Annotated in this window: 11 protein-coding genes; 5 read left to right on the top strand and 6 right to left on the bottom strand. The window is 73.1% G+C overall.

Features of this window, described 5'->3' with window-relative positions; all coding sequences use genetic code 11:
* The gene (locus OHV05_RS18005) at nucleotides 1–2,133 is read left to right on the top strand and encodes an FUSC family protein (protein ID WP_405018602.1); all 2,133 of its coding nucleotides are present in this window, start codon (nucleotides 1–3) and stop codon (nucleotides 2,131–2,133) included.
* A complete protein-coding gene (locus OHV05_RS18000; RefSeq protein WP_405018601.1) occupies nucleotides 2,130–2,807 on the top strand; it encodes a TrmH family RNA methyltransferase in 678 nt (225 codons plus the stop codon). Before OHV05_RS18005 ends, OHV05_RS18000 begins: the two co-directional genes overlap by 4 nt.
* 143 nt (nucleotides 2,808–2,950) lie before the next feature.
* On the opposite strand, the gene OHV05_RS17995 is transcribed toward OHV05_RS18000, so the two are convergent.
* The 3 genes from OHV05_RS17995 to OHV05_RS17985 are packed head-to-tail and all read right to left on the bottom strand — an operon-like array spanning nucleotide 2,951 to nucleotide 5,641.
* The gene (locus OHV05_RS17995; RefSeq protein WP_405018600.1) at nucleotides 2,951–4,258 is read right to left on the bottom strand and encodes a peptidoglycan-binding protein; all 1,308 of its coding nucleotides are present in this window, start codon (nucleotides 4,256–4,258) and stop codon (nucleotides 2,951–2,953) included.
* Between the two features lie 43 nt (nucleotides 4,259–4,301).
* Nucleotides 4,302–5,177 (bottom strand): pyridoxamine 5'-phosphate oxidase family protein, encoded by an 876-nt coding sequence (locus OHV05_RS17990; RefSeq protein ID WP_405018599.1) that lies wholly within the window; start codon nucleotides 5,175–5,177, stop codon nucleotides 4,302–4,304.
* Nucleotides 5,178–5,203: 26 nt separating this feature from the next.
* Entirely contained in the window at nucleotides 5,204–5,641 is a 438-nt protein-coding gene (locus tag OHV05_RS17985; RefSeq protein WP_405018598.1) for a VOC family protein, read from the bottom strand.
* Nucleotides 5,642–5,751: 110 nt separating this feature from the next.
* Between OHV05_RS17985 and OHV05_RS17980 the strand changes: the two genes are divergently transcribed.
* Nucleotides 5,752–6,297 (top strand): CGNR zinc finger domain-containing protein, encoded by a 546-nt coding sequence (locus OHV05_RS17980; protein WP_405018597.1) that lies wholly within the window; start codon nucleotides 5,752–5,754, stop codon nucleotides 6,295–6,297.
* Between the two features lie 51 nt (nucleotides 6,298–6,348).
* On the opposite strand, the gene OHV05_RS17975 is transcribed toward OHV05_RS17980, so the two are convergent.
* Complete coding sequence (locus OHV05_RS17975) at nucleotides 6,349–7,842, bottom strand: MFS transporter (RefSeq protein WP_405018596.1); 1,494 nt, start codon at nucleotides 7,840–7,842, stop codon at nucleotides 6,349–6,351.
* Nucleotides 7,843–7,966: 124 nt separating this feature from the next.
* On the opposite strand from OHV05_RS17975, the gene OHV05_RS17970 reads away from it, so the two are divergent.
* A complete protein-coding gene (locus tag OHV05_RS17970; protein ID WP_405018595.1) occupies nucleotides 7,967–8,701 on the top strand; it encodes a TetR/AcrR family transcriptional regulator C-terminal domain-containing protein in 735 nt (244 codons plus the stop codon).
* Here the strand turns inward: OHV05_RS17970 and OHV05_RS17965 are convergent.
* Nucleotides 8,677–10,149 carry an FAD-dependent monooxygenase gene (locus OHV05_RS17965; RefSeq protein ID WP_405018594.1) on the bottom strand — a complete coding sequence of 491 codons (1,473 nt, stop codon included), beginning with the start codon at nucleotides 10,147–10,149 and terminating at the stop codon, nucleotides 8,677–8,679. The genes OHV05_RS17970 and OHV05_RS17965 overlap by 25 nt on opposite strands.
* Nucleotides 10,150–10,258: 109 nt before the next feature.
* Here OHV05_RS17965 and OHV05_RS17960 point away from each other — a divergent pair, with 109 nt between their 5' ends.
* Nucleotides 10,259–11,476, top strand: coding sequence for a glycosyltransferase (locus OHV05_RS17960; protein ID WP_405018593.1), 1,218 nt, complete (start codon nucleotides 10,259–10,261; stop codon nucleotides 11,474–11,476).
* A 276-nt stretch (nucleotides 11,477–11,752) separates the two neighbouring features.
* Here the strand turns inward: OHV05_RS17960 and paaN are convergent, their stop codons facing one another.
* Nucleotides 11,753–13,453: a phenylacetic acid degradation protein PaaN gene (gene paaN / locus OHV05_RS17955; protein WP_405018592.1), complete on the bottom strand. Its 1,701-nt coding sequence runs from the start codon at nucleotides 13,451–13,453 to the stop codon at nucleotides 11,753–11,755.
* Nucleotides 13,454–13,470 lie beyond the last annotated feature (17 nt).

Genomic DNA, 13,470 nt, shown 5'->3' with positions numbered 1-13,470 from the left:
ATGTCCTGGTTTGCGGCCCTGCGTGACAGCGTGCGCGCCGGGTTGAAGGTGGACCGGACGCTCTCCAACCCGAAGCGCGCGCTGCGCGGGGCGGTCGCCGCCGCGCTGGTGGTGTTCCCCACCCTGGCGCTGGCCGGTCCTGGACCGGCCACCTCCGCCGCGATGGGCGCCTTCATCGCGGGCACCGCGACCTTCCAGCGCAGCTTCCGGCCGCGCGCCTCGCTGGCCGTCGCGGCGGGGATCGGACTGGGCGTCAGCACCTTCTGCGGCTACCTCGCGGTCGGCGTCCCCGGCGCCTTCCCGGTGCTGCTCGCGGTCTGGGCCTTCGCCGCCGGGCTGGCCTGGTCGATCGGCCCGAGCGGCGGCGTGGTCGCCAGCACCACCGTCTCGGTGATGCTGGTGGTGGTCCAACTGCCCGTCAGCGTGCCCACCGCACTGGGGCACGGTCTGCTCTGCGCGCTCGGCGGCGGCACCCAGGCGCTGGTGGTCACGCTCTGGCCGATCGAGAGCTGGCGGGCCCAGCGGGACGCCCTCGCCGACACCTACGCCGAACTCGCCGACTACGCCCGCAGGCTGCGGCAGGACCCGGTCGCCCACGTCGACCCGGCCCCGTTCATCCTGGCCAGGCAGGCCGCCGCGCTGACCCCCTGGCAGGCCAGGCACCGCCCGGGCGAGCTCAAGGGACTGCGCGGTATCGCCGAACGCGTCCGCCCGACCCTCGCCGCACTCGCCGACCCCAAGGTCGGCGCCCCCGCCGAGGGCCCCGCACGGGACCGGGCCCGGGAGGTGCTGGCCGCCGCCGCCGAGGCGATGGACGCGCTGGCCCGGGCGATCCGCTCCGGCGATCCGCTCCGGCTGCCCAAGTCCACCCCCGCGCTCACCATGGTCGGCCGGGAGAGCCGGGACGCCGAGGACGGCCGCAGCGTGCTCACCGGCGCCGCCCGCCGCTCCGCCCGCCGGCTGACCAGCCTGCTCCGCAAGGCCGTCGACACCCTGGACAAGCACGACCAGGACACCGTCAGCAGCCCGGTGATCGGGCCCGGACTGCACCGGCCCTCGCTGTTCCGGCTGCTCCCGGTCGCCGCGCTGGCCGTCCGCCGCCAGCTCCAGCCGCGCTCGGCGGTCTTCCAGCACGCCGTCCGGCTGTCCTGCGTGGTCACCGCCGCCTACCTGGCCGCCAAACTGCTGCACCTGCACCACGGCTACTGGGCCCCGCTCACCGCCGCCATGGTGATGCGCCCCGACTTCGCCCAGACCTACAGCCGGGGCGTGGCCCGGCTGGCCGGCACCGTGGTCGGCGTCGCGGTCAGCACCGCCGTGGTCCAGCTGTTCCACCCCGGCCAGTGGCTGTCCGCCGCGCTGGCGGTGGCCTTCATGGGCGGCGCCTATCTGACGCTCCGTACGGGCTACGCGGTGATGACCGCCTGCGTCTCCAGTTACGTGGTCTTCCTGCTCGGCCTGCAACCGGGCAACCCGCTGCAGACCGCCGCCGAACGGATCACCCTGACCCTGCTCGGCGGCTCGATCGCGCTGCTCGCCTACGCCCTCTTCCCCACCTGGCAGACCGCCCGGCTGGCCGAACGGCTGGCGGAGTGGCTGGCCGCCGCCGGCCGGTACGCCGGCTCGGTGCTGACGGTCTTCGGCGACCCCGCGGGCTCCGAGCACCGGACCGTCCGGACCGCCCTGCTGGACTCCAGGGAGGCCCGCTCCGAGCTGCTCCAGGCGATCGAACGGGCCGACGCCGAGCCGGTCCGGCACGACTCGCACCTGCCCGAGCTGTCCCGCAAACAGATCGACCGGGCCCGTGCCGCGATCGGACTGCTCGGTCGCAGCGCCGTCCTGATGGAGGCTCACCTGCCGCCGGAGGACGCCGACCCGGTGCCCGGCGCCACCGAGTTCGCCGAGGAGCTCAGGGACGCCACCGCGATCGCCGCCGCCGCCCTGCTGGTCGGCGACCCGGTCGACCTCGGCGGTCTGCGGGCCGCCCACCGCAAGTGGGACGAGCAGCTCGCCGGTCTGCCCGCCACCGACCGGGTCGAGGTGGCCCGGGCCGGCTCCCGGCTGCTGCTCTCCGCCCTGACCGACCTCGAGAAGGCCACCCGTGCCAAGCGCCCCGTACCCTCGGGGGCGTGAGCAGCAGCATCGGTACCCCGCACGCGGGCGAACAGTACGACGACGCCTTCGCCCCCTCCGGTGGCGACGACCGCGAGATCGGGGTCGGCCCGCACCCCGAACCCTGGCCGGCCGGCCCGCAGTACGACCCGGAGCTGCTCGCCCACGGCGACCGACGCAACGTCACCGACCGGTACCGCTACTGGACCCGGGAGGCGATCGTCGCCGACCTGGACACCCGGCGGCACGGCTTCCACGTCGCGGTGGAGAACTGGCAGCACGACTTCAACATCGGCTCCGTCGTCCGGACCGCCAACGCCTTCCTCACCGCCGAGGTGCACATCGTCGGCCGCCGCCGCTGGAACCGGCGCGGCGCCATGGTCACCGACCGCTACCAGCACGTCCGGCACCACGACTCGGTCGCCACCCTGGCCGCCTTCGCCGCCGCCCACGACCTCCCGATCATCGGCATCGACAACCTCCCCGGCGCCGTCCCGATCGAGACCTTCCCGCTGCCCGCCCGCTGCATCCTGCTCTTCGGCCAGGAGGGCCCGGGCCTCACCGAGGAAGCCTGGGCCCACGCCACCGCCGTCTGCTCCATCGCCCAGTACGGCTCCACCCGCTCCATCAACGCGGGGGCGGCCGCCGCCATCGCCATGCACAGCTGGATCAGGACGCACGCTGCGCAGAGCTGAGACGTCAGCCACCAGGGGCTCGGGGAACTGCGAGGAGGTCTGGCGTCGGGGTCACTGCGAAGGTGCCTGACCAGCTACGCGGCGATCACCTTGCGAGGGTCGGCGTCGCAGTTCCCCGAGCCCCTGGACAGTGCAACTAGGGGTCAGTTGAACAGCAAACGCCAGGTGTGCGGGCCGGGTAGGCCGTCCGCTTCGCTGCCGGTCCAGCCCTGGGCGGTCTGGAAGTCGGCGACGTTGAGCCGGTCGCTCTCGGACCAGGACGGTCCCGGCCCTTCGGTGTAGTGCCGGCCGAAGCCCTTCTGCACCAGCTGCCGGCCCAGCAGACTGATCGACTCGTTCGACCGCCCCGGCCCGAACGCGTCGGCCCCGGGATACGGCGGCACCCCACCGGCGGGCGGCGGCGGCGGCGCTGCGGCGGGGATGTCCCGCCCCTTGCCGTTCACCAGGTAGTCCCAGGTGTCCTTGCCCGGCAGGCCGTCCGCCTCGGACCCGCGCCAGCCCTGGGCCAGCTGGAACGCCTCGGTCGCCCGCCGGTCCGGCTCGCCCCAGGTGGGGTCGGGGCCCTCGCCGTAGAACCGGCCGGCCCCGCGCTTGACCAGCATCTCGCCGAGCTGCTGCACGTAGCGGTTGGACTGGCCGGGCCCGAACTTGTCCGCCCCGGGGAAGTCGTCCGCCCGGGGACCGTCCAGCCCCCGGTAGCGGTAGGCGACGTAGGAGGCGGAGTTGCTCCAGTACGCGTACGGGGTGGCCCGCTTCCGGGTGCCCGGCCGGGTCTGCTCGTACGCCGTGTACTGGGTCTGCGCCGCGTTGGTCCAGCCGCCGAAGATGACGGTGTGCGAGCCCGCACCGGGGTTGGCCGGGTTGTTGTAGATCAGGGCGTCGCCGGGTTGGAGCTCGCTGCGGCCGATCCGGGTCGCGAAGTCCGGCAGGGTCCAGGTGGTCTGACTGCTGCCCAGGCCCCAGGCCATCGAGACGAAGCCGGAGCAGTCCTGCCGGTAGCCGTCGGACCAGTAGCTGCTCATGCTGTACGGGACCTGCTGGTCCACCCAGCGCTGGGCCCGGGCCAGGATCTCGGTGCGGGTGGTGGTGCCGACCGAACGCAGCCGGGGCGCCTGCTCGGCCTGCCGTCCGAACAGTGGACTGACCTCGCCCTGCGGGGTGGAGCCGGTGGCGCTGCCGCTCGGCTGGGGGGCCGGCGTGGCCCCGGTGGCCCCGGCGGCCGCGCCGCCGCCCAGCACGGTGCCGACGGCGGCGAACAGGACGGCGGCCCGGCGGGCGCCGTGCGCCGAACGGTGGCCGCCGTCGGCCGGACCGGCCCCGTGCATCCGGGCCAGCCGCCGGGCCGAGCAGCCCGCGCAGGTGCAACTCCGGTCCGGTTCTATCTCGGTGAACTCGATCAGCACGGTCTGACCCTGCCTCTCCTCGGGTGTGCTGGAGGAGATCTGTTCCACCGTGAGCTGCCGCTGTATCAGCAGGAAAGGTCACAAATAGGATTTATCTCCACGAAATCGGCGGATTGGCGGGGGAGTACTCGGGCTCGGTCCAGCTCAACGGGGCGGCGTGGGCCAGCTCGACCACCCGCTCGACGGTGAACCACACCGTGCGCTCGGCGTCCGGTTCGGCCCGGCCGGAGACCAGCAGGGCGCCGCCGGTCTCCCAGTCGGGCAGCAGCAGCCCGGCGGCGGGGTTCAGCTCCATGTTGCCCAGGGTCATGAACATGTTGTTGCCCGGGTAGTCCGGCCAGCTCAGCAGCTCGGGGCCGTGCACGGCGAGGAAGCCCGGGTGCCCGCCCCGGTGCGAGGCGTCCACCCGGCCGTCCGCGTCCGCGGTGGCGACGAAGAAGGTGTCGCTGGTGGTCGCCGCGAGCTGCTGGCGGGTGCTCAGCCGGGTGCCCGAGCCGAGCAGTTCCGGCGTGGCCGGGGCGTCCAGCGGGTGCCGCCGCTGGATGTACTTCGGGCAGTTGGCGTACACCTGCTCGGCGGTGATCACCAGCCCGCCCCGGCCGTCCGGGACCGAGCGGCCGTTCAGCCGCATCCGCCGACGGCCGGCCGGGTCCAGTGCGATGGTGCCGACCTCGGCCGGTGCCGCCAGCACGGCCGCCAGCGGGTCGCCGGGGACGGGGCGGGCGGCCACCGCGAGGGTGCTCCCGTCCGCCGCCAGGAAGCCGGCGGGCCCGCTGAGCATGCTCGCCCAGACCCGTCCGTCCTGGTCGGCGGCACCGACCACCAGGGTCCGACGCTCACTCAGGAACCGTGCGGCCACGGCCGGGACGACCGCGCCGATGCCCCGGCCGACGTGGTCCGCGCGCTCCTGCACCCCGGCCCGGGCCTGCACCGCCCGTTCGCCCTGGTGGAAGGTCTCGATCGTCATCGTGCTTCGCCTCCCGCTCCGCCGGCCTAGAAGAATCCGCAGGTCGGCGCGGCCGCGACCGGGGCGGGCGTGCCTTCGAGACCGGCCGGGGCGTAGATCTCCAGCCGGATGCCGTCGGGGTCGGCGAAGAAGATCCCACCGGACCCCGCGCCCTCGCCGTGCGGGACTACGCCGTCGTACGCGAACTCGGCGCCCAGCGCGCGCAGCCGCTCCTCGGCGGCACGCACCTCGTCCAGCGAATCGACCTGGAAGGAGAGGTGGTGCAGGCCGGCGGTGCCGGTGTCGAAGCCCGTCCTGCTCTGCTCCCAGAGCGTCAGCAGCAGTTTGCCGTCCAGGGCCAGGAAGGCGAAGCGACGGTCCGTCCCGGTCCCTTCGCCGGCCAGGTCCAGGCCGAACGCCTCCCGGTAGAAGGCGACGGAACGGGTGACATCGGTGACGTTGAGCCCGACGTGGCCAGTCTGCATGACAGCTCCCCTGGTGAAGTATCTAACCCTTATCAAGGACTGTAGAGGTTAGAGATTCGAGGCGTCAACCACTACTGCTCGGAGAACCGGTTAGAAGTAGACTCGGCGCCATGGCTGACCCCCGTGACCCGCGCCCCTTGATCGGCGAGCCGCTCTCGCTCGACCTGCTCAACACGCGGTGGAACGGCGGCACCGTCCAGGACCTGCTGACCAGGCAGGACGGCTACCGGATCTGGCTCTCCTCGGCCGGCCTGGCCGAGCGCTGCCCGGCGGACGACGCCGGTCTGGCCGCCACGTCGGCCGCCCGCGACGCGCTGGCCGACCTGGTCCGCGCGGCCGAGGAGCAGCGCACCCCGGACCTGGGCGCCCTGAACGACGTCCTGGCCCACGGCCGGCTCCGGCGCACCCTCACCGCCGCCGGCCCCGTCGAGACGGTCGAGGTCGACTCCCCCGGATGGCTGGCCGCCTGGCTCGCCGCCGACGACTACCTGGCCCTGCTCCGGCAGGGCGCCCACCGCATCAAGCGCTGCGCGCACGAGAACTGCATCCTGCACTTCTTCGACACCTCGCAGAACGGCCGCCGTCGCTGGTGTTCGATGGCCGTCTGTGGCAACCGCGCCAAGGCGGCCCGCCACTACGAGAAGACCGCCCGCTAGACGCCGGAAGGCCCGGACTCCCGCGGGGGTCCGGGCCTTCCGCGGTCGGGGTCAGGCGGCGAGCTCGGCCTCCGGGGCGGGGGCGTCGGCGGGCTTGCGGTCGCGCATCACCAGGGTGGCCAGCAGGGCCGCCGCCAGCACACCGATCGCGCCGATGGTGAAGGTGGTCGACATCGAGCTGGTGAAGGCCGCCCGGGCCGCGTCGACCAGGCGGGTGTCGCCCTGGGCGACGGCCAGGGCGCCGGCGATCGACTGCTTGGCCACCGCAGGGGCGTCGGCGGGCATCGCGGCGGCGTACCCGCTGGTCAGCAGCGAGCCGAGGATCGCGATGCCGAGCGCGGTGCCGGCCTGCTGGATGGTGTCGTTCAGCGCCGAGCCGACGCCCGCCTTCTCCTGCGGGATGGTGTCCATCAGCGCGCCGACCGCGGCCGGCATGGCCAGGCCCGCACCGAGGCCGAGCAGGCCGAGGGCGACGGCCGGGACGGCGAAGCCGGTGCTCGCGGTGACGGTCGCCAGCAGGACGAAGGAGGCGGCCATCACCAGCATGCCGACCAGGATCAGCAGGCGGTTGCCGATCTTCGCGGCCAGCCCGGCGCCGGCCCCGTTGCCGATCAGCGCGGCGACGGCCAGCGGGACGAACGCCAGGCCGGCCTCGACCGGGGAGTAGCCCAGCACGAACTGCAGGTACTGGGTGAGCACCAGCAGCAGGCCGCCGTTGCCGATCTGAACGAGCGTCAGCGAGAGCGAGCCGCCGCTGAAGTTGCGGTGCTTGAACAGGGCCAGCGGGACCATCGGCGCCGAGCTGACGTTCTCCCAGAGCACGAACCCGCCGAGGGCGAGCACCGCGACCACCAGGGTGACCAGCGAGCGGCCCGCGAAGGCGCCGTGCTGCGGGATCTCGATGATCCACCAGATCAGCGCGGTCATGCCGGCGGCGGAGAGCACGGCGCCCAGCGGGTCGGGCTTCTGCCACGGGCCCTTGGACTCCGGCATCAGGAGCAGGCCGGCCAGCACGGCCAGGGCGACGACCGGCACGTTCAGGAAGAAGATCGAGTGCCAGGAGAAGTGGTCGATCAGCACGCCGCCGAGCACCGGGCTGCCGACCAGGCCGAGCATCGAGACCGAACCCCAGGCCGCCATCGCCTTGCCGCGCTCGTCCTCGTCGAAGACGGTGATCAGGATCGACAGCGTCGAGGGCATGATCAGCGCACCGCCGACACCCATCGTGATCCGGGCCGCGATCACCTCGCCGGGGCTGTCGCAGAAGGCCGCGGCCAGCGAGGCCAGGCCGAACAGCAGCAGGCCGACGATCATCACCTTCCGGCGGCCGAACCGGTCGCCCAGGCTGCCGGAGGTGAGCAGCAGCCCGGCGAAGACCAGGATGTAGGAGTCCAGGATCCACTGGATGTCCTGGGCGTCGGCGCCCAGATCGGCGGTCATCGAGGGCACCGCCACGGTCAGCGCCATGCTGTCGATCACCAGGACCAGCGTGCTGAGGCACAGCACGATCAGGATCCACCAGCGGTGGGGGTTACGGGTTTCCATGGTCGGCCCTTTCGGCTGCGCACACTGTTCCCTCGGTGAGAACACTGTACGCAGCTGCGTACAGTGTGCGCAATCCCCTTGATGTGTACGCTGGATGCGAACGCTGTACGCACCGAGGAGTGAGATGGCAGCCAAGACGAACCCCACCCCGTCCGTGTGGACCCGGCGGCGCCCGGCCGAACAGCCCGGGCTCAGCCAGGCGGCGATCGTCCGGGAGGCGATCGCGATGCTGGACGCGGACGGCATCGACGCCCTGAGCATGCGCAAGCTGGGCGCCCGGCTGAACGCGGGCGCGACCTCGCTCTACCGGCACGTCGCCACCAAGGACGAGCTGATGGAGCTGGCGGTGGACGAGGTGGTCGCCGAGATCACCGTCCCGCCCGCGGGCGGGACGGACTGGCGGGCCGACGTCACCGCGGCGGCCGGCTCGTTCCGCGCGACGGCGCTGCGCCACCCCTGGCTGCCCTCGGTCCTCGGGGAGGCCGGGCTCGCCTACCTCGGCCCCAACCTGATGGCCTTCTCCGAGCGGCTGGCCGCGCTGTTCACCGCGATCGGCTTCCCCGAGCCGCCCCGGGCGATCGACACCGTGCTCTGCTACGTCATCGGCATGAGCACCACCGAGGCGGCCTGGCTCACCACGGTCGCCCGCTCGGGTGAGACCGAGGCCGCCTTCATCGCCCGGCTGATGCCGGCCGCCCAGGAGGCCGCGGCCGGCCACGAGCACCTGGGCGCCACGTACGACCCGGCCACGGCTCCCGACCCGGTCGAGATCCGCGAGACGAAGTTCGCCTACGGGCTCGAAGTGGTCCTGGACGGGCTGGCGCTGAGGCTCCCTCAGACCTCGGGCCCGAGCAGCTGACCGAGGGCACGGCGGATCTCGGCCCGGCTCGGGTCGACCCCGGCCCAGGCCGCGTGGCCGTCGGGGCGGACCAGCAGCACGGTGTCGCGGAGCTTGCCGTGCGGGGAGGCCGGGGCGGCGGCCACCACCCGGTCCTGCCACGGCTCCAGCAGCGGCTGCTGGTCGTCGTTGGAGACCAGCACCGCCTTTCCGGCCCGGAGCGCCTCGTACAGCCGGGTCGGTGCACCGGGCTCGTCCACGGCGAGCCGCAGGTCGGGGATCCGGCGGCCGACCAGGTGGTGGGCCTCCTTCGGGGCGGGGTACTGGACGGCCACCCCGGAGACCTGCCGGGCGCCCAGCTCGCTCAGCGGGCCCAGCAGGCCGGCCGCCGAGACCAGGGTGGAGCGCAGCAGCCGGGTCGGCACCGAGTTGGCCAGCGCCAGCCGGACCAGGGCGCCGGAGCTGCGGACGGCCGCCCGGCCGACCGGGTGACGCTCCGTCTGGTAGGTGTCCAACAGGGCGTCGGGGGCCCAGCCCCGGACCGCGCCGACCAGCTTCCAGCTCAGGTTGGCGGCGTCCTGCAGCCCGGTGTTCATGCCCTGCCCGCCCGCCGGGGAGTGGCAGTGCGCGGCGTCCCCGGCCAGGAAGACCCGACCGGAACGGTAGTTGGGCACCTGGCGCTCGTCGCTGTGGAACCGGGACACCCAGCGGGCGTCGTGCAGGCCGTGGTCGACCCCGAAGGCGTCCCGGGCGATCCGGCTGATCTCGGCGAGCTCCACCGGTGCACCGTCCGGGAGTTGGCGGGTCCGGTCCCAGGCGATCACCCGGTACCAGCCGTCGCCGAACGGCACCAGGAAGGCGAAGCCGTTCTCCCCGGCGGCGACCGCCAGGGTGTCGGTGGGCGGGTGCTCCAGCCGGACGTCGGCCAGCAGCACCGAACTCACCACCGACTCCCCGGGGTACGGCAGCCCCAGCAGGTCGCGCACCGCGCTGCGGACGCCGTCGGTGCCGACCGCGTAGCCGGCCCGGTAGGTCTCGCCGCTCCTGGTCTCCAGCTCGACGCCCCGGGCGTCCTGCCGCAGCCCGGTCACCTCCGCGCCCCGGACCAGCACCGCACCGGCCTTCACAGCCCGCTCCTGGAGCAGTCGTTCGACGTGGTACTGGGGGGTGATCAGCACGAACGGGAACCGGCTGGGCAGCTTGCCCAGCTCCACCTTGAGGTTCCCGAACAGCCGCAGCTCGGCCAGCGGCGTCCCGGTGGCGATCAGGTCGTCGGCCAGCCCCCGGGCGTCCAGCTGTTCGAGCGTGCGGGCGTGCACGGCGAAGGCCCGGGTCAGGTTGGACTCGGCACCGCGCTTCTCCAGCACGGTCACCCGCAGCCCCGCGACGGCCAGGTCACCGGCCAGCAGGAGCCCGGTCGGGCCCGCGCCGACGATCACCACATCGGAGGCCAGCTGATTGTCGGACATGCCATCTCCCGTTGATCGGACCAGCGTTCGGCTCAGCACCTGAGCCTTCTAAGCTCCCTCTCAGCCTTCCATCATCGCTGCCCCATCAGACGCTGTGAATCTCACTGGCATGACAGAGCTCGCACCCCGGGGCACGACCGTGGTCGGCCCGCCCCCTGCCGACGAACGTCCGACCAGGACGAAACTCGTCGAGGTGGTCGTCCCGGTCCACAACGAGGAGCACACGGTCGAGCGGTGCGTCCGCCGGCTGCACGCCTACCTGGCGGAGACCTTCCCCTATCCGTACCGGATCACCGTCGCGGACAACGCGAGTGTCGACGGCACCTGGGCGGTGGCCACCGCGCTGGCCGCCGAGATCCCCCAGGTCGAGGTGGTCCACCTGGAGCTCAAGGGCCGGGGCCGGGCGCTGCGCCAGGTCTGGGGCGACAGCGACGCCGACGTGGTGGCGTACATGGACGTCGACCTCTCCACCGGCCTGGAGGCGTTCCTGCCGCTGGTCGCCCCGCTGCTCTCCGGCCACAGCGACCTGGCCATCGGCAGCCGCCTGCACCGGGGTTCGGCGGTGGTCCGGGGCCCGAAGCGGGAGTTCATCTCGCGCGGGTACAACGTGCTGCTGCGGGCCACCATGGCGGCCAAGTTCTCCGACGCCCAGTGCGGGTTCAAGGCGGCCAGGACCGAGGTGGTGCAGCGACTCCTCGGCTCGGTCGAGGACAACGCCTGGTTCTTCGACACCGAACTGCTGCTGCTGGCCGAACGGACCGGCCTGCGGATCCACGAAGTCCCGGTGGACTGGGTGGACGACCCGGACAGCCGGGTCGACATCGTCCGCACCGTCCTGGACGACCTCAAGGGCATGACCCGGGTGGCCCGCCGCACCCTCACCGGTGGCGGCCGGGTCGACCACCTGCCGACCCGGGTGCAGCAGGCCCAGCTCCCACCCGGCCTCGGCCGGCAGCTCGCCGGCTTCGCCGTGGTCGGCACCCTGAGCACGCTGGCCTTCGTGGTGCTCTTCCTGACCACCCGTCACCTGGTGCCCGCCTTCTGGGCGAACGCCTTCGCCCTGGCCGTCACCGCCGTGGCCAACACCGCCGCCAACCGCCGCTTCACCTTCGGCGTGACCGGCGCCCGGGACGCCCTCAAGCACCAGATCGAGGGCGGCATCGCCTTCCTGATCGGCCTGGCCCTGAGCAGCGGAGCCATCGCCCTGCTCCCCGCCGACAGCTCCCACGCCGCCGAACTCACCACCCTGGTGGCCGCCAACGGCCTGGCCACCCTGATCCGCTTCCTGCTCCTCCGGGTCTGGGTCTTCAACCCCCGGCGCCGCTAGCTCTCGGCAGGTGCTCAGCCCGCTACGGACCCAGGGGCTTCGGCACACGGTTCGGAAGTCAGGGGCTCGGGGCTCTGCTGATGTGCGGCTCCGCCGCGTGGGCGACGCCGACCCTGGCAAGGTGATCGTCGCGTGGGTGGTCAGGCACTTTCGCAGTGACCCGAACGCCAGATCTCCTCGCAGTTCCCCGAGCCCCTGACCGTAGCTGCCCGAGCGCCTGCAAAATGTGCAGCCATCGAGCCCTTGGACAGTGCAGCCAGGCCGTCTGCCAAGGGCTCAGTTGTGCCGGCGGACCTCGATCGTGCGGAAGCGGCTCGCCACGAACGCCGCGTCGCAGTAGGCCGCGTTGGCCGCCGGGTTCGCCCCGGTGCCGTGCAGGTCGGAGAAGGCCGCCGTCTGGTTGGCGTACACCCCGCCGGTGAGGTTGAGCGAGAGCGAGACCCCGGCGTCCAGGCAGGTGGCCACCAGCGCGGCCTCCACCACCTCGTCCACGGTGTACCCGGCCGCGGTCATCGCCCCCTGCTCGCGGACCGTCCGCCCCAGCAACTCCACTGCGGCGGCGGCGGATTCGACCGCCACCACGAACGAGACCGGACCGAAGCACTCACCCAGGAACGCCGCCCGGTCGTCCGGCTTGTCCGCGTCCACCTTGACCAGCGCGGGCGTCCGCACCGTCGCCGCCGGGAACTCCGGCGAGGTCACCACCCGCGGGGCCAGCGCGAGTTCGCCGTACTCGCCACCCGCGGCCCGGACGGTGCGGCCGAGCACCCCGGGGTTGACCACGGCCCCGAGGATGGCCGAGGCCCGGGCGTCGTCCGCGAGCAGGCCCTCGATCGCGGCGGCCAGGTCGGCCACCACCTCGTCGTACGACTTGCCGCCCTCGTCGGTGCGGACACCGGTGCGGGGGATCAGCAGGTTCTGCGGGGTGGTGCACATCTGGCCGCTGTAGAGCGAGAGCGAGAAGGCCAGGTTGGCCAGCATGCCCCGGTAGTTGTCGGTGGAGTCGATGACGACCGAGTTGACCCCGGCCTTCTCGGTGTAGACCTGCGCCTGCTTGGCGTTGGTCTCCAGCCAGTCGCCGAACTGGGTCGAGCCGGTGTAGTCGATCAGCTTCACCTCGGGCCGCACGGCCAGTGTCTGCGCGATGGTGGAGCCCTCGTGCTCGGCGGCCAGGCAGACCAGGTTGGGGTCGAAGCCCGCCTCGGTCAGCACCTCGCGCGCGACCTGCACGGTGAGCGCCAGCGGCAGGGTGGCCCGGGGGTGCGGCTTGACCAGCACCGGGTTGCCGGTGGCCAGCGAGGCGAACAGGCCGGGGTAGCCGTTCCAGGTCGGGAAGGTGTTGCAGCCGATCAGCAGGGCCAGGCCGCGCGGCACCGGGACGAAGTCCTTGGTCATGGTGAGCGGGTCCCGCTTGCCCTGGGGCTTGGTCCAGGACGCCTGCTCGGGCAGCCGGGTCTGCTCGATCCAGGCGTACGCCACCGCCTCCAGACCGCGGTCCTGCGCGTGCGGGCCACCGGCCTGGAAGGCCATCCCGTACGCCTGCCCGGTGGTGTGCATCACCGCGTGCGCGAACTCGTGCGAGCGGGCGTTGATCCGGGCCAGGATCTCCAGGCAGACCGCCGCGCGGACGGTCGGGCCGGCCGCCGCCCAGCCGGGGCGGGCGAGTTCGAGTGCGCCGATCAGCGCGTCCACGTCGGCGTGCGGGTAGCTGACGCCGAGTTCGATGCCGTACGGCGAGGACTCGCCGCTGACCAGCTCACCGTCGGTGGGCTGCCCGGCCAGCGCGAACACGGTGCCGAGCACCGCGTCGAAGGCGGCCTGGCCGTCGGCCTGGCCGGTCTCGCCGTACGCCTTCGGGAACTCCGGGTACGGCGACCAGTAGTCCCGTGCCGTGGTGGCCTCCACCGCGCGGGTGAGAGTGGGCTGGTGACGCTCGATCAGCTCGGCGACGACGGGGTGGGTGGCCGCTGCGGTCATGACGCGCTCCTTTTGGG

The sequence above is a fragment of the Kitasatospora sp. NBC_00070 genome (genome assembly GCF_045041205.1).
Lineage (GTDB): Bacteria > Actinomycetota > Actinomycetes > Streptomycetales > Streptomycetaceae > Kitasatospora.
The sequence above is the reverse complement of the archived record's forward strand: the minus strand, read 5'-3'. Positions and strand labels throughout refer to the sequence as shown.

Excerpts from the sequence above, each read along its gene's own strand:
- OHV05_RS17975 (WP_405018596.1), bottom strand. The coding sequence starts at position 7,842 with ATGGAAACCCGTAACCCCCACCGCTGGTGGATCCTGATCGTGCTGTGC.
- OHV05_RS17990 (WP_405018599.1), bottom strand. The coding sequence starts at position 5,177 with ATGACGATCGAGACCTTCCACCAGGGCGAACGGGCGGTGCAGGCCCGG.
- OHV05_RS17965 (WP_405018594.1), bottom strand. The coding sequence starts at position 10,149 with ATGTCCGACAATCAGCTGGCCTCCGATGTGGTGATCGTCGGCGCGGGC.
- OHV05_RS17985 (WP_405018598.1), bottom strand. The coding sequence starts at position 5,641 with ATGCAGACTGGCCACGTCGGGCTCAACGTCACCGATGTCACCCGTTCC.
- OHV05_RS17960 (WP_405018593.1), top strand. The coding sequence starts at position 10,259 with ATGACAGAGCTCGCACCCCGGGGCACGACCGTGGTCGGCCCGCCCCCT.
- OHV05_RS17970 (WP_405018595.1), top strand. The coding sequence starts at position 7,967 with ATGGCAGCCAAGACGAACCCCACCCCGTCCGTGTGGACCCGGCGGCGC.
- paaN (WP_405018592.1), bottom strand. The coding sequence starts at position 13,453 with ATGACCGCAGCGGCCACCCACCCCGTCGTCGCCGAGCTGATCGAGCGT.
- OHV05_RS18005 (WP_405018602.1), top strand. The coding sequence starts at position 1 with ATGTCCTGGTTTGCGGCCCTGCGTGACAGCGTGCGCGCCGGGTTGAAG.
- OHV05_RS17980 (WP_405018597.1), top strand. The coding sequence starts at position 5,752 with ATGGCTGACCCCCGTGACCCGCGCCCCTTGATCGGCGAGCCGCTCTCG.